Source organism: Streptomonospora alba (assembly GCF_000826685.1).
GTDB lineage: Bacteria > Actinomycetota > Actinomycetes > Streptosporangiales > Streptosporangiaceae > Streptomonospora > Streptomonospora alba.
Genome location: NZ_JROO01000007.1, coordinates 66,155 through 80,930 on the forward strand (window position 1 = coordinate 66,155; position 14,776 = coordinate 80,930).

A 14,776-nucleotide genomic window follows, 5' to 3' on the forward strand; every position below is an offset into this window, starting at 1 on the left:
TGGTGGTCGGCACCTGCGCAATCGGTGAGTTTCCCCCAGGGGCCGCCACGGCTGCGTAGACTCGTGCGGCACACGCCGAGCGCCCGCGCGCTCGGCAGGCGCCCGCTGGGTAGGAGCACATCCGCTTCGCGTGTGGGAGTTTCGAACCGACGATGACTGGTTTCACTCTGGACGAGGTCAAGGAGCGCACGCTGCGGACGCGTGACTCCTGGTGGACGGTTTGGCTGGTGGACCCCATCGCGGTCCGGGCTGTGCGCACCGCCGCCAACCGCACCTCGATCACGCCCAACCAGTTGACGGTCGCCGCCCTGTTCCTCGGCCTGGGCGCGGCGGCCGCGTTCTCCGTGGGGCAGTGGCAGTTCCTGCTCTTGGGCGCGGTGCTGTACTACCTGTGCTTCCTGGTCGACTGCATGGACGGCAAGCTGGCCCGGCTGACCGACCACGAGAGCTTGATCGGCTCGTGGATGGACTACATGTTCGACAGGTTCCGGGTCCTGGTGTGCGCCATCGCCCTGATGGGCGGGCAGTACGTGCAGACCGGCCAGGTCGGGTTCGTCTGGCTCGCGCTGGCCGTGGTCTTCGCCGACATGCTGCGCTACCTCAACGCGCTGCAGGTCTACAAGGTGCGCCGGGAGATGCGCTCACGCCTCGCCGCCGCCTTGGAACGGGCCCGCGCGACCCTGTCGATGCTGGAGCCCGACGAGTCCGCCGAAGCCGGCGCGCCCGGCTCCGGCGCAGCCGCATTCCAGGCGACGCAGGACGGGCGCCCGATAAGCGACCAGGGTGAGCAGGCGGTGCTGCGGCACGGGATCTCGGTGCTGGAGCACATACTGCAGACGCAGACCGAACGGGAGAGCCGCTACGAGCGCGACGCGGGCAAGCACCCCGACATGCGGCTGCCGCGGGTCGACCTCCATCAGGAGTTCCGGTCCCGTTTCCCCTGGTACCAGCGGTTCTGGGATTTCCTGCGGGAACGCCGCATCCGCACCCACCTGGTCAGCGGGATCGAGTTCCAGGTCGCCGTCTTCGTGGCCGCGCCCGTGATCGCCGTGTTCTCCGCAGGCATCATGTCCGGATTCGTCGTGGCCGGAGGCGTTTTGCTCCTCGCTTTCGAGGTGGCCCTCGTCTATAAACTGTGGTTGTCCACGCGGGACTTCTTCCGCGTAGTGGACGGAATCGAAGGCGCCTTGGGTCTCCCGCCCTCCCACGGCGACTCGGCGGCCGGTATGAAGCCGGAACCGGCCCCCGGCCCGTCCCAGGCGACGCTGCGATAGCGGAAGGAAACGCTTATATGGAGGAACGCGAGCCTGCGGCCATGCCTCGGGACCCCGCGGGCGTGCAGGCCGAGATCGAGCGGACGCAGCAGCGGCTGTCGACGGCCCTGGACGGGATCGCCGATCGCACCAAGCCGGCCAACGTGGCCCGGCGCGGCTGGGGCCGCGTCCGCGGCACGGGCTCGCGCTTGGTCGACGAGGCCCGATCCCTGGTGACCGGGGGCAGGGCCGTCCGGCTGGACAGCCATGTCGTGGATCCCCCGGAAGGCAGCGTGCGCCTGCGCGGCGACGAAGAGGTGGTCTCGACCTACACCCACCGCGGCCGCGTGGCCCCGGAGATGCTGATCCTGGGCGCAGGACTGGGCGTGGCGGTCGCGGTCGGCGTGGTAGCGATGGCCCGCCGCCGACGCGGCTGACCCTTTGGCGCTGATCGTGCAGTCGGCGCAGGCCGCACCGTCGGCGCTCGCGGCGGCTGCACGATCAACCGCGGTTCGTTACAGGAACGCCTTGTTTTCGGCACGGTAGGTCGGTACCGCGGTGACGTCCTCCGGTTCCGGGCCTTCGATCAGGTGCAGGCGGGAGAAACGCTCGCACAGTTCCCCGGCCTTGGCGTGGCGCAGCCAGACCAGGTCGCCGACGGCCAGGGAGTCGGCTGCCGCTCCCAGAAGCGGGGTCTGCACCTCGCCCGCGCCCTCCGCCGCACTGAGGGACAGGCCGGACGGCAGATAGGGCTGCGGCAACCGCCCGGCGTCGGGGGCGCCCGAGGCGACGTAACCGCCGCCCAGCACCGTGGCCGTTCCGGGACCGGGGCGGCGCACGACGGGCAGGGCGAAAAGCGCCGCGGGCCGTCCGGAGAATCCGGTGTAGTGGTCGAACAGCCGCGGCTGGTAGAAGCCCGAGCCCGCGGCGACCTCGGTGACGGCGCGCTCGCGGCGGGTGGTGTGCACGCTGCCGGTGCCGCCGCCGTTGACGAAGCGCAGGTCGGCGACGCCGCGCACGGCCCGCACGATCGCCGCACGGCGCCGGGCCAGTTCCATGCGGGAGCGGTACTGCACCCAGCGCAGAGTGCGCCCGTAGACAGGGCGTCCGGGCGGCGCGTCGCCGACGCCGGCGATCTGGGCCTCGTAGGCCATGATGCCTTCGAGCCGCAGTCCCGGACGTGCCGCGATCGCGCGGGCGAGCGCCGCGGCCTGGGCCGGGGTGCGCACGGGGGACCGGTGGGCGCCGATCCGCGTCCGGGCGCCGAGCGGCTGCCAGCTGGTGTCGACGTCGATGCAGACCTTGACGGGATGGCGCGGGTCGGGCGCGGCGGCGGTGATCATGTCCAGGTGCGCGGTGTCGTCCACCATCACCGTGATGCGCTCCGCCGCCCGCGGGTCGGCCGCCAGCTCGGCCAGGGCGCGGCTGTCGGCGGTGGGGTAGGCGACCAGGATGTCGTCGCTGAGGGGCCCTTCGCTGTCGCCGGCGGCGAGCCAGAGCGCCTCGGGCAGCGTGAAGGCCATGATCCCGGCGAAGCCCGGCATGGACAGCGCCTCGCGCAGCAGGTGCCGGCAGCGGATCGACTTGCTGACGACCCGTACGGGCGTGCCCGCGGCTCGGCGCCTGATGTCGGCGGCGTTGTCGCGGAACGCGGCCATGTCGACGACCGCGAAGGGGGCCGTCAGTTCGCGCGTCGCCGCCTCGTAGTACTCCCGAGTGCTCACCATGGGCGGAGCATCCCATACAAAAGTGAACAGCATTCATGTCCGCCGGGAGAAAGGGCGTCCGGTTGCGGACGTTTGAAGCTCCGCCGGGGGAGTGGGGCGGGGCGGGTGTTCGGCGCTCGTTGCCGGGTGTCCGGTTCGGTGCTTGGCGTACAGCGTTCGGGCTGTCCGGGGTGCCCGACCTCCCGGTGGGGCGGGATGTCCGGCCGGCCTCCTCGCGGAGCGGGCGTCGGGTCGGCTGCGCGGGCGGAGCGGCTCCTGTGCACAACGGCCACGGTGCGTCCGCTCCGCGGCTACCCTGGGGGTTCCGCTTGACCAGCCCGCCTATTCCGGGAGACCGCTGACCCATGAGCGCCGGTTCGAGTGAACGCGAGTACATCCTGACCCTGTCCTGCCCCGACACCCGGGGGATCGTGGCGGGCGTCGCCAACCTGCTGGCCGAGCACGGGTGCAACATCACCGAGAGCCAGCAGTACGGCGACTCCTACTCCGGCCGCTTCTTCCTGCGCACCCAGTTCACCGCGGACGCGAGCGGACCCGGCGCCGCAGAGGACGCGCTGCGCGGCGCCTTCGCCTCGCTGGCCGGCGACTTCGACATGGAATGGGACCTGCGGCCCCGCGACGTCCGGCCGCGGGTGCTGGTGATGGTCTCCAAGTTCGGGCATTGCCTCAACGACCTGCTTTACCGCCAGCGCAGCGGCCTGCTCGACGTCGACATCGCCGCGGTCGTCTCCAACCACCCCGACCTGGAGTTCCTGGCCCGGTCCTACGATCTGGACTTCCACCATCTGCCGGTCGGTACCCGGACCAAGCCCGAGCAGGAGGCCCGGCTGCTGGAGCTCGTCGACGCCTACGACGTCGACCTGGTCGTGCTCGCGCGCTACATGCAGATCCTCTCCGAGGAGCTGTGCGCCAAGATGTCCGGACGGATCATCAACATCCACCACTCCTTCCTGCCCAGCTTCAAGGGCGCGCGCCCCTACCACCAGGCGCACGCGCGCGGCGTGAAGCTGATCGGCGCGACCGCCCACTACGTCACAGCCGACCTGGACGAGGGGCCGATCATCGAGCAGGAGGTCTCCCGGGTCGACCACACCAGCAGCCCCGAGCAGCTCACCGCCATCGGCCGGGACCTGGAATCGCTCGCCCTGGCCCGCGCCGTCAACTGGCACGCCCAGCGCCGCGTGCTGCTGAACGGCGAACGGACCGTCGTCTTCCGCTAGGCGGCGACAAGGCGGGTCGCCGGGGTGGCGTCGATCGGTGCTGTCTGCGCAGGATCGGGCGCTCTGCAGGTGGCGCTGGGTGGCCGGTATCCACGCTGGGCGGTTGCGGTGAGCGCACCGATGCGCACTCGACGGGGCGGCGAAGGCACCGGACGGCCGGACCTGTGGCGGTCGCATGGACGCTGGGAGGGCCCCCATGCGTGCGGAATGCCGTGCCGGATGGGGCGGTGCCCCGTTGGATGGAGTGTTCTGCGTTGAGGTGTCCGGGTCACAGTGCTCGCGAGAAGCCGTGAAGGGCTCGGGGGCCGCGAGGCCGCGCGGATGCCCGCTCAGAGAGCGGAAAACGCGGCATTGCGCGGGTGTCGTCGCTCAGTCGGTGGGCGTGGCGGCGAGAAGACCAGGTGATTCGGGTACATCTCTCCCAGTATTTCCGAATTGCGGAAGGATGGCGGTGGATTCGGATCCAGGGCGCCCCGGCACGGCATCGGGCGTGCACGGCGGGGGTGCACTGCCGCCCACGGCGTCGGGCGGTGTGCGAACGCCCGGGCGGGAGCTGCCCGTCCGACGCGCCGCGCCCGGCACCGAACCGACCGCGCTCGTCGCGCGTCGCCGACCGCACTCCGACGAGGACAGCACCGAAGGCCGGCGGCCCCGGCCCTCCGCCGCCCCGTCGCGTGCCTGGCCCCGAGCTGACGGCCCGACCGACTCCCGCCCCACCCCCGTGGCCTCCGTGGTGAGGCCGCCGGTGCCGACATGCGAGAGGGCTCGGCGGTCATGCCGATTTGATCAAAGTTACGTTACGAGCATTGTTGATCACTCTAAGTAGCGTTAGAGTGAATGCTGTTCAGTCGTCGTATCGATGTGGCTCGCATCACGAATGTATCGGCGTAAGCGGGGCACCGCTGCGGCGCGTATCGCACATGGAGCGACGAACAGCGAGCATGCCGCGGCCCGGCCGCGGCGGTGCGCCGGACTCCGGTGAGGCGCGGGCGCGCCTTGTGCCGGGCGATCCGATCAGGGGAGCAGACAATGACCGAAACCACCTCGGAGTCCAAGGTGCCGAGCGCGCGGGAGAGCAACCAGACCGGCTCCGCGCGTACCGGCGGATCCCGTGAACTGGTCACCGATAGCGGCCGCACCTCCATTGGAGACCACGTGGTCGCCAAGATGGCGGGCATGGCCGCGCGCGAGGTCGGCGGCGTCTACCGGATGGGCGGGGGAGCGGCCCGGGCCTTCGGCGCGGTCCGCGATCGGGTGACCGGCGGCCAGAGCACCAGCGGGGCGGCGCGCGGCGTCGCCGTGGAGGTCGGCGAGCGTCAGGCCGCCGTGGACATCGACCTCGTCGTCGAGTACGGGGTGGCGATCCCCGACTTGGCGAGCGCCGTGCGGCGCAACGTGATCACCGGCGTCGAGCGCATGACCGGCCTGGAGGTCACCGAGGTCAACATCTCCATCGACGACATCCACCTGCCCGATGACGACAGTGGCGAAGCCGAGGACGGCGAGCCGAGGGTGCAGTAGCCATGCCCGCAGACGACCGCAGCCGCCGGACCGCTCCCGGCGAATCGCCGACCGGACCCGCCGCACCCGCCAAGCTCGGTACCGCGGCTCGGGCCCGCGCGATCGCCGCAGCGGTGCGGGAGGTGCCCGGCGTCGCCGGGCTTTCGTCCGGCGCCTTCGGCACCACCGCCACGCCCGACGCGGGCGGGCGCGTCGAAGGGGTGGCGGTGCGCGACGGCGAGGTCGAGGTCGGCGTGGTGGTCCTGCTGGACCGCCCGATCCCGGAGACCGCGGCCGACGTTCGCGAGGCCGTGCACACAGCCGTCTGCGGGGGCGGCGGCCGAGTGCACGTCTCGGTCGAGGACGTGGCCGAGGCCCAGACCGCCCCTGAGGGGACGGCCACCGCCGCTGAGGGGGGCGGCGGTGACGCGGGATAGCGGCCGCCGAGCCGAGGCCATCGCGGGGGGAGCGCGGTGTCGGCGCGCAGGCACGGGGGCCTGCGCGCCGACACCCCGAGGGTCCCGCGGCCGCTGGGGTCCGCCTGCGGGGCCGCCCGTAGCGGCACCGGCCGCCGTTCACGGTGAACAGGAAGGGAAGGCACATGTGGCCCGTCGTGGGATTGGCCTTCGGTGTGGTGCTGGGACTGGCCGGCGCGTTCGGCGGCTTCGGGGCGTTCGCCCTGGTGTTCGTGCTCGGACTCCTCGGGTTCCTGGCAGGACGCGCCTTCGAGGGGGAGATCGACCTCGCCGAGTTGTTCACGCGCCGCGGATGACGCCGATGCCGGTGCGTAGCGGAGCGGGGAGCCGGACATGACCGCCACCGCCGTGCGGGTGCCGCGACAACGCGCCGAGCCCGCGCCCGCCGAGGAGCGGGGCCGGACGGACATCGGCGAGGACGTGGTCGCCGGCATCGCGGCCCGGGCGGCCTGCGAGGTCTCCGGCGTGGCCGGCCTGACCGGGGGAGTCGGGCCCGGCCGCAGCCGCCGGCGGGTCCGGGTACGCGCCCGGATCACCGGCAACGGCGACACCGCGACCCTGCGGCTGCGTCTGGCGGTCGCCTATCCGCGGTCGGTCCTGGAGGTGTCCCGGCGCGTGCGGGCCCACACCGCCGAACGGGTCGCCTACATGACGGGGATGTCGGTGCGCCGCGTCGACATCGAGGTCGCGGAGCTGGTGCGCGGCGGCCGCACCGAGTGACACCCGAAGGACCGGGCGAACCGGTGCGCCGATGGGAAGGGAGGGGAAATCGATGACAACCGTGGAGGACGCGCTCAGTGGGCCGGATCCGGCAGCGGGTCGGCGCGCGAACCGCGTGGCGGTACGCACCTTCCGGCCGCGGCGCTCGTGGCCCGCGCTGATCGTCGGCGCGCTCGTGCTGGGCGTCGCCGCGCTGGCCGCCGCCGAGGTCGCTTCCACTCTGGCGGGCGCGCCGCTGCGTACCGCCGTCACCTCCGCCGCCGGGGAGTACGCCGCCGGCGCGCGCTGGAGCGACCCCCTCGTGCGGATCGCCTCGGCCGTCGCCGCCGTCATCGGCCTGGTGCTCATCGCGGTGGCGCTGGTGCCCGGCCGCGGCCGATTCACCGCCCTGCGCACCGGTGATCCCGAGCTGGTCGTGGGCCTGTCGCGGTGGGGGCTCAAGCGCACGCTGGCTTCCGCCGCGCACGACGTCGGCGGGGTGCGCGGCGCCCACGTATCCGTAGGCCGACGCCGGGTGAAGGTGCGAGTGCGCACCGACCTGCGCGAGGCGAACGGGCTTCGCGGCGAGGTCGCGGCGGCGGTGCGCGGGCGGCTGGCCGAGTTGGAGCCCGTCGGCGAGTTCAAGGTGACCACCCGCGTGCGGCGTGTGAAGGCGTGAAGGGACGCATGACTCCCGATTCGACGGCGCGCAGGACAGCGCGCGGCAACAGGTGGGGACTCGCCCTGGTCGGGGCGGTGCTGGTCGCGGCGGGCGCGCTCGCGCTTGCGGCCGGGAGCGGCCTGCCCGGGCGGTGGATCGCGATCGCGGAGCCGGCTTCCTGGGTCGAGGGCGCGGGCGGCTCCGGCACGCTGCTGTCCGTCGGCGTCGTGGTCGCGGCGGTGCTGATCGGTCTGCTCGCGCTGCGGTGGATGCTCGCGCAGGGCCGTGGCGACACCGTGCGCCGACTGGCAGTCGAGCCCGAGTCCGCCGGCGGAACCACCGAGATCTCCGCCGCAGCGGCGCAGGACGTCTTCGAGGACGAGGTGGGCGCCTACGCGGGGGTGCGCCGGGCACGGGCCCGGATGACCGACTCGGTGCGCGCGCCGCGGCTCCGGCTCGACCTCACCGTCGACGACGACGCCGACGTCGCCGCGCTGTGGCGGCGGGTGCGGTCGGAGGCGCTGGAGGACCTGCGTTCGGCGCTGGACCTGGAGCGGCTGCCGGCGGTCCTGCGGCTGGCGACGGCCGCGCCGCCGAAGAACCCGCGGCGCCATCCGGAGTGAGCGGATCGAAGACCATCCCGGGATGAGCGGCGCTGAAGGCTTTGGGGGGAGCCTTCGGCGCCGCTCCTTTTCGTGCGCGCTGCCGCCGAGTGATCGCGCGGCGGGCCCCGGGTGGTCAGGAGAGCAGTTCCGCCAGCACGGCGTCGACGTCGGAGAGGTCCTCGAGCACGGTCTCCGCGCCCGCCGCGCGCAGCTCGTCCGGAGAGGCGGGCCCGGTGGCAACGCCGAGGATGCGCGCGCCGCCGCGCAGGGCGGCCAGCACGTCGTTGGGGGTGTCGCCGACCAGCACCGTGGTGTCAGGGGTGAAAGCGGTGCCGGTGGCCTGCTGGACACGCTCACGTGCGATGCGTACGAGCTCGGGGCGCTCCCGATGGTCGTCGCCGTAGCCGCCGAGTGCCGTGTCGACGAAGCCGTCCAAGCCGAATGCGGCGAGTTTGCATTCGGCGTTGCGCCGCGTGTTGCCGGTCAGCAGCGACGAGACGACGCCGGGATGCTCCGCGCATCGCCGCAGGATCTCCGGTACGCCGGGCAGCGCGCGGCCGAGCTGCGGGAGCTCGGGGACGCGCTCGGCGAAGAGGCTCTCCTGGGCGGAGGTGAAGCTGCGGAAGCTCTCCTCTGTGGGATCGAGGCCGTTGGCCAGGCGGGTGTCGTGGAAGGCCTGCCAATCGGTGCGCCCGGGGCCGCGGGTGGGTGTGTGCTCGTCCTCGTCCAACCCGCTGCAGCGGGCGAAGGCCGCGGCGAAGATCTCCGCCCCGAGCCTGCCGAAGTCCACCAGGGTCTGATCGACGTCCCACAGCACCAGCCGTTCGCCCACGCGGTTCCTCCTCGTCCGGCCTGCCGGCCCTTCGGCGCCTCGCGGGGTGCGTCTTCCGGTCCTCGGCGCCCTGCTGATCCACCGCCACGGTAGTCGACGGCCGTCCGGGGCCCGGGCGCCCGCTCGCTCCCCGGCCCCTCTGGACACGCCCACGTCGCATGAGGATAGGCTTACCTATCGGGTGGCGCCGGTCCGGTGTCGCCCGCCGAGGATCGACGCGTCGCCGCGAAGGGGGACCGATGCCGGGCAGCCACCCGCTCGCCGGGGTCGTCGACTGGGTCAACGAGCGCGACCTGTACTTCAAGACCGACCTGCTCGGCGCGCGTGATCCCGAGCCCGCAGGGGCGGAGTGGCTGCGGCTGGACCGGGTGCCCCAGCACGTCCCCCAGTTGCTGGACCGGATGTCGGAGAACGCCTGCCAGGGCCACCGCATCGCCGCGTCGGCGTTCCTCGCCGCCGACCTGGGGCGGCACGTGCTCACCCTGGCGGCGATGTCGGCCTACCTGACCGGGCGGGCACCGCGCCTGGACGCCCATCTGCTGTGGGTCCGGTATACCGAGTCGGGGCGGCTCGACCGGCTGGCCCTGCGCCAGTCCGACACCGCGGTGCTGGCGGGCGACCCCGCTGCCGAACGCCCGGACGCGGTGCCGGTGGAGTCCGAGCACGGACTGGACCGGTGGTTCGTCGGCGCGGCGGCGAAGGCGCTGGATCCGGCCGTCCACGCGGTGCGCGCCACCACCCGGTTCGGGCTGCGCCCGCAGTGGAGCATGGTCGCCGACGCCTTGCACGGTGCGCTGCTGATGGCCTCGCACGAGGTCGGCGCCGACCAGGCGGCCGCCTGGGAGCGGGCGCGCCGGATGGTCGAGTGCCTCAACCTGGACCGCTCGCGCGTCGCGCCGCGCCAGCGCCCGTTTCCCCTGACCTTGGCCGGGCGGCCGGCGCACCGGCCCGAGCGGATGTTCATGGTCGCCGGCGGCTGTTGCTTCTACTACCGCTTCTCCGGCCAGAAGTGCGTCACGTGTCCGCTGTCCCGCGACGATGACCGCGAGCGCCTGCTGCGCGGCCATTTCGAGGCGAATCTCCAGCCCGACGCCGCCGACGCCTGACCGGGCCCCGGGCACGCGGTCTCGGCGCGAGGTGGGCGGGCGGCCCTGCGGCGTGCGAGGGCCCCGCCGGATGCGCGGGGCGCGTCCGGCGGGGCCCGATGGCGACGCTGTACGGCGGGTGCCGTCGGCTCAGCTGAAGTTCACGTCGCTGCAGAAGTAGTAGTTCTGGTCCATGTGGGAGGCCTTCCAGATCGTGAAGACCACGTGGCGGCCGGAGTACCCGGAGGTGTTGACCGGGATGTCGATGTTCTCGGTCGGCGCGTAGCTACCGGTCTCCTTGACCAGGTCGAGGTGCTCCCAGCCCAGCCGCTGGCTGGTGGGGTCGTAGCTGTCCTTGCTGACGTAGATCCGGAAGTAGTCGGCGCCGTGCGAAGCCTGGTCGTAGAACTGGAGGGTGAAGTTGTTGCTGATGTTGGTCGTCTTCCACTCGCCCGGTGTGTCCATCGAGGAGTAGCGGCCGTTCTCAGCGTTGCCGCCGCTGCACAGGGTGCCGCTGGGGACGGCGGCCTGGTGGTTGCCGTTGACGTTGTTCTGGTAGAGGCCGTTCCAGTTCCACATGGCGTTGGGGTTGTCCTGCCATGCTTGCCAGCACATCGGGTCTTCCTGCGCCATGGCCTCGTTCAGGTGGTCGTCGCCCCAGCGTTCGTAGCAGCCGTAGTTGCGGGTGGCCGGGTCCACGATCGAGCCGTGTGCGAGGGCGCCGTTGGCCAGCGGCAGCATGCACGCCAGTGCGCCTGCCAGGGCGGCGAGGACGGTGAGGACACGCCGAGGGGAGGCGTGAGCAGATGCTTGCATTGCGCGTTCTCCGTAGTTCCGGTGGGGGACGTCCGGGTATTCGGGAGCGCTCCCATGTGACTACCAAGCTACCCGGTGGAACCAGAGTGAAACACAGCGTTTCCGAATTTGTCGAGAGTCCGACCGAAAGAGTCGGGTGCGCTCCGATCGCCGCGCACCCGGCTCGTCTCGGCCCTTTCCGGGGGCACCGCGCTCAGCGCACCTCGATGAAGGCGTCGGGATCACGCGGCGGCCGGTCCTTGGGGCGCTCCGCCGCGTGGCCCACCGCCACGGCGCCCATCGGCTGCCAGTCAGGCGCCAACTCCAGCACCGAGCGCACCACGTCGGGGCAGAACATCGTCGAGGAGACCCACGCCGAGCCCAATCCCTCCATGGCCAGGCCCACCAGCAGGTTCTGCACGCCGGCGCCCATGGCCACCAGGAACATCGACCGCTCGGCCGCGGCCCGGCGCTCGTCGGGGTAGGGGTGGGCGCCGTCGGCGACCAGGCAGGGTACGACCAGGTAGGGCGCGCGGCGCAGCACGTCTCCCCGGCGGGTGCGGCGCACGATCTGCTCCTCGCTGAAGCCGTCGCGCACCAGGTCGGCCACCCAGGCAGAGAGCATGTCGTCCAACAGCCGGGTGCGGACCTCCGCCGACTCCACCAGTACGAACCGCCACGGGGTGGTGTGGTGCGGCGCCGGGGCCGTGACCGCGGCGGCCACCGCCCGGCGCACCGCCGCCGGATCCACCGGAGTGTCGGCGAAGTCGCGGATCGTGCGGCGGGCGGGCACCACGTCGCGCGAACCGTAGCGGAACATGTCCTCGTCCGCCGGGCGCACCAGCTCGGCCGCGCCCGGGCCGTCCTCCTCGGTGACCAGGTGCCCGAGCCCGCGCACGATCGCCACAGGGATCCCCGCGGCCTTGCCCTTGACCAGCTCGCCTGCGCCGGCGACCTCGTCGGCGACGGCCGGCAGCGTCGACTCCAGCACGTTGCCGTAGGGGTCGGCGCTTCCGCGCAGATCCTGTATCGGGCGCACACCCGCGGCGCCGATGGCCACGTCGGTCTGGCCGACCCGCCAGGGGCGCCCGAAGGTGTCGCTGAGCAGCACACCGGTGCGGACGCCCAGGCGCTCGCGCAGTCCCGCGCGCAGCGCCCGCGCCGAAGCGTCGGGGTCCTCGGGCAGCAGCAGCACGCGCCCCGGCTCGACGTTGGACGCGTCCACCCCGGCGGCGGCCATGACCAGGCCGGTGCGCGTCTGCACGATCCGGGTCGCGCCCCGCCGCGCCACCACGCGCTCGGTCTCGGCGTCGATAGCGGACTCGCGGTCCGTCTCGGCGATGCGCCCCTCGGCCTTGCTGACGATCTTGGACGTGACGACGAGGACGTCGCCGTCGCGCAGGTCGGGCGCGGCCTGGGCGATCAGGGCGGCGAGGTCGTCACCCGGGCCCACCTGCGGCAGATTCTGCACGCCCAGGACCCGCAGCTCCTCCACCGGGGTCTCGTTCATCCGCGCCGCTCCTTCAGCTCGTCCACGAGGTCCAAGGCCGCCCGGGCGATCGCGGCGGTCGCCTCGGCGTCGCTCATGTACAGCGGCAGCGAGCGCACGGCGACGCCTTCCACGGCGGTGCCCTCGTCGGCCCGGTCGACCAGCCAGCCGTCCAGCAGTCCGGAGCCGTAGTGTTCGGCCACGGCCTGGGCGGTGGTCTCCACGCCGATCGCCTTCAGGCAGGCGTCGGCCATTCCGCGCACGGCCGAGCCGCCGATGATCGGCGACACCCCGACCACGGTGGCCCGTTCCAGTGCCTCGCGCACGCCGGGCACGCTCAGCACCGAGCCGATGCTGACCACGGGGTTGGAGGGCGGCAGCAGCACCGCGTCGGCCTGCTCGACGGCCTCCAGTACACCGGGCGCCGGAGCGGCGTCCTCGGCTCCCACGCCGAGGATCCGGTGCGCGGGCAGCGCGGCGCGGTGCCGGATCCACCACTCCTGGAAGTGGATGGCGCGCTGCCCCCCGGACTCGTCGTCGACGATCACGTGGGTCTCGACCCGGTCGTCGGTCATGGGCAGCAGGCGCACGCCCGGACGCCAGCGGTCGCAGAGGGCCTCGGTGACCGCGGAGAGGGGGTAGCCCGCGGCCATCATCTGAGACCGGACGATGTGGGTGGCAGTGTCGCGGTCGCCGAGGCCGAACCACGTCGGCTGCATGCCGTAGGCCGCGAGCTCCTCCTTGACGGTGAACGACTCGTCGGCGCGCCCCCAGCCCTGCTCCTCGTTGATTCCGCCGCCGAGGGTGTACATCACAGTGTCCAGATCCGGACAAATCCGCAATCCGAAGAGCGTGATGTCATCACCCGTGTTTCCGATGACCGTGATGGACGGTTCTTCGCCGGTGGAATCGGGGCCGACTCCCAGTTCCTTCTGCAATCCGCGCAGGAACCGCGCGCCCCCGATACCGCCGGCCGGTACGACTATCCGCATGGGCTCAAGTCTGGCAGGCTGTGCTGGTGTATGTGCCATGCTCTCCGCCCGCCCGCGGGGGGCGGGGCCGGCGCGGTGCGGAACGGCACATTCAGCGCCACCCCCACTGCTCGTCCCGACGCCGGCACAGGCCGATCGCGGCGGCGGATCCGGTCCGGCGCGGTGGCACCGTAGGCTGCGATCCGGCCCGCTCCTAGCGCGACCGCGTGCGTGGCGGCGCCCCTTATCAGCCCGTGCTCTCGTCCGGGCACCCTCTGACAGCAGCCGGGCGACCGTGCGAAGGCGGCGGGTGACGATAAGCAGGCTCGTGACGCGCGGCGTCTCCACTCGGGGCGGTGGCGGGTGACGGGCGGGACAGAAATCCGTTGATATGCAAAGCTTTCACCGGCGCGAGGTACGCGACGGCGTAGCACCGGAGGGGAACCTCTCTTGAACAACGAAGCACTCAACCGCCTGCGGGTGCCCGCTGCCTGGGCGCTGCTCGGTGCCGTGGTCGCACACATGCTCGGCGGTCTGATCTACATCTTCGGCCACGGAAGCGCCTACGACGCCACGGTCTCGGCGAACTTCACCGCCGTGGGATCCGAGCTGTTCCACGGGCCGGTGCTGGTCGGAATGCTGGTCGCCGCGGTCGTGTTGGTCGCCACAGCGCCGACCAAGACGTCGGTGAACTTCCCCGTCGCGCTGGTGGCGCTCATCCTGCTCGGACTCGCCGCCCTGATGGGCGTGGTCGGCGTGATCATGGGGTTCGTCAACGCCGGCGAGACCGACGCCCTGGCCGACGGGTTCTCCTCCTTCCTGGCGATCGGCGGCCAGTTGGCCGTCATCGCCATCGCCGGGCTGTTCGTGTTGCGGGTGTTCGGCGACCACGAGCTCGTGCCGCGCTCGGTTCCCCAGCAGGGCATGCCGATGGGCCAGCCCGGGTTCCCCCCTCCGCAGACGGGCGCCCAGCAGTCCTTCGCCCAGCAGGGCTATGCCACGGGCGGGCAGCAGCCGTACGCCCAGCAGGGTTACCCCACGGGCGGCCAGTCCGCCTACCAGCAGCCCCAGCAGCAGGACTGGGCCGCGCAGCAGCCCTACGGCGGGGCGCAGCCGGGCGTCTACGATCCCAATCAGCAGTACCAGCAGCAGCCCTACGGCACGGACCCCGCGGTCGGCCAGCCGTATGGGGGCCAGGATCCGATGGCCCAGCCCGTCTACGCCGCCGACCCCGCTCAGCAGCAGTACTACGGCACTGACGTGTCCGGAGGCCAGGCCTACACGCCCCAGGATCCGGCGGCCCAGTCCCCCTACGCCGCCGGCAGCGGCGGACAGCAGCCCTACACCCAGGCCTGGGGGCAGCCGGCCGAGGCCTACCCGCAGGCCGGATCCGGCCAGGAGGTTTACCAGCCCGGCTACGGCGCGAGCGGCGGGCAGCCCGCCTACGACCCGTACGGCCAGCA

The 14,776-nt window shown here is 72.5% G+C and carries 16 protein-coding genes; 11 read left to right on the forward strand and 5 right to left on the reverse strand.

Translation table 11 applies throughout. The features are described from left to right. Positions 1–152: 152 nt before the first annotated feature. Together LP52_RS04675 and LP52_RS04680 are read left to right on the forward strand one after the other, a co-directional pair. Positions 153–1,274 carry a CDP-alcohol phosphatidyltransferase family protein gene (locus LP52_RS04675; RefSeq protein ID WP_040271066.1) on the forward strand — a complete coding sequence of 374 codons (1,122 nt, stop codon included), beginning with the start codon at positions 153–155 and terminating at the stop codon, positions 1,272–1,274. A gap of 17 nt (positions 1,275–1,291) precedes the next feature. Next, on the forward strand, positions 1,292–1,690 hold the full coding sequence (locus LP52_RS04680) for a DUF3618 domain-containing protein (RefSeq protein WP_040271068.1): 399 nt from the start codon (positions 1,292–1,294) through the stop codon (positions 1,688–1,690). A gap of 78 nt (positions 1,691–1,768) precedes the next feature. Here the strand turns inward: LP52_RS04680 and LP52_RS04685 are convergent, their stop codons facing one another. After that, positions 1,769–2,980, reverse strand: a complete 1,212-nt coding sequence (locus LP52_RS04685) for an alanine racemase (RefSeq protein WP_040271070.1) — start codon at positions 2,978–2,980, stop codon at positions 1,769–1,771. A 344-nt stretch (positions 2,981–3,324) separates the two neighbouring features. On the opposite strand from LP52_RS04685, the gene purU reads away from it, so the two are divergent. The 7 genes from purU (at position 3,325) to LP52_RS04715 (ending at position 8,159) form a co-directional block, all read left to right on the forward strand. Then, positions 3,325–4,200, forward strand: coding sequence for a formyltetrahydrofolate deformylase (gene purU, locus LP52_RS04690; RefSeq protein WP_040271072.1), 876 nt, complete (start codon positions 3,325–3,327; stop codon positions 4,198–4,200). A gap of 1,029 nt (positions 4,201–5,229) precedes the next feature. Further along, positions 5,230–5,721, forward strand: a complete 492-nt coding sequence (locus LP52_RS04695) for an Asp23/Gls24 family envelope stress response protein (RefSeq protein WP_040271074.1) — start codon at positions 5,230–5,232, stop codon at positions 5,719–5,721. 2 nt (positions 5,722–5,723) lie between these two features. Next, a complete protein-coding gene (locus tag LP52_RS27905) occupies positions 5,724–6,137 on the forward strand; it encodes a hypothetical protein (RefSeq protein ID WP_193789951.1) in 414 nt (137 codons plus the stop codon). Positions 6,138–6,301: 164 nt separating this feature from the next. Beyond that, a complete protein-coding gene (locus tag LP52_RS27620) occupies positions 6,302–6,472 on the forward strand; it encodes a hypothetical protein (RefSeq protein ID WP_169775339.1) in 171 nt (56 codons plus the stop codon). A gap of 37 nt (positions 6,473–6,509) precedes the next feature. Next, positions 6,510–6,896 carry an Asp23/Gls24 family envelope stress response protein gene (locus LP52_RS04705; protein WP_052809425.1) on the forward strand — a complete coding sequence of 129 codons (387 nt, stop codon included), beginning with the start codon at positions 6,510–6,512 and terminating at the stop codon, positions 6,894–6,896. A 52-nt stretch (positions 6,897–6,948) separates the two neighbouring features. After that, entirely contained in the window at positions 6,949–7,554 is a 606-nt protein-coding gene (locus tag LP52_RS04710) for a DUF6286 domain-containing protein (RefSeq protein WP_040271076.1), read from the forward strand. 8 nt (positions 7,555–7,562) lie between these two features. After that, positions 7,563–8,159, forward strand: coding sequence for an Asp23/Gls24 family envelope stress response protein (locus tag LP52_RS04715; protein WP_040271078.1), 597 nt, complete (start codon positions 7,563–7,565; stop codon positions 8,157–8,159). A 115-nt stretch (positions 8,160–8,274) separates the two neighbouring features. Here the strand turns inward: LP52_RS04715 and LP52_RS04720 are convergent, their stop codons facing one another. Continuing rightward, the gene (locus LP52_RS04720) at positions 8,275–8,973 is read right to left on the reverse strand and encodes an HAD family hydrolase (RefSeq protein WP_040271079.1); all 699 of its coding nucleotides are present in this window, start codon (positions 8,971–8,973) and stop codon (positions 8,275–8,277) included. Positions 8,974–9,212: 239 nt separating this feature from the next. On the opposite strand from LP52_RS04720, the gene LP52_RS04725 reads away from it, so the two are divergent. Then, the gene (locus LP52_RS04725; protein ID WP_040271080.1) at positions 9,213–10,079 is read left to right on the forward strand and encodes a hypothetical protein; all 867 of its coding nucleotides are present in this window, start codon (positions 9,213–9,215) and stop codon (positions 10,077–10,079) included. A gap of 129 nt (positions 10,080–10,208) precedes the next feature. Here LP52_RS04725 and LP52_RS04730 read toward each other — a convergent pair whose 3' ends face one another. The 3 genes from LP52_RS04730 to cofD form a co-directional block, all read right to left on the reverse strand. After that, positions 10,209–10,874 carry a lytic polysaccharide monooxygenase auxiliary activity family 9 protein gene (locus LP52_RS04730; RefSeq protein ID WP_040271081.1) on the reverse strand — a complete coding sequence of 222 codons (666 nt, stop codon included), beginning with the start codon at positions 10,872–10,874 and terminating at the stop codon, positions 10,209–10,211. Positions 10,875–11,067: 193 nt separating this feature from the next. Beyond that, positions 11,068–12,363 (reverse strand): coenzyme F420-0:L-glutamate ligase, encoded by a 1,296-nt coding sequence (locus LP52_RS04735; RefSeq protein ID WP_052809426.1) that lies wholly within the window; start codon positions 12,361–12,363, stop codon positions 11,068–11,070. Continuing rightward, on the reverse strand, positions 12,360–13,334 hold the full coding sequence (cofD, locus tag LP52_RS04740; protein ID WP_040271082.1) for a 2-phospho-L-lactate transferase: 975 nt from the start codon (positions 13,332–13,334) through the stop codon (positions 12,360–12,362). The genes LP52_RS04735 and cofD overlap by 4 nt, the downstream gene beginning before the upstream one ends. A 429-nt stretch (positions 13,335–13,763) precedes the next feature. On the opposite strand from cofD, the gene LP52_RS28670 reads away from it, so the two are divergent. After that, a partial coding sequence (locus tag LP52_RS28670) for a mediator complex subunit 15 domain-containing protein (RefSeq protein WP_040271083.1) occupies positions 13,764–14,776 on the forward strand: 1,013 nt, incomplete at its 3' end.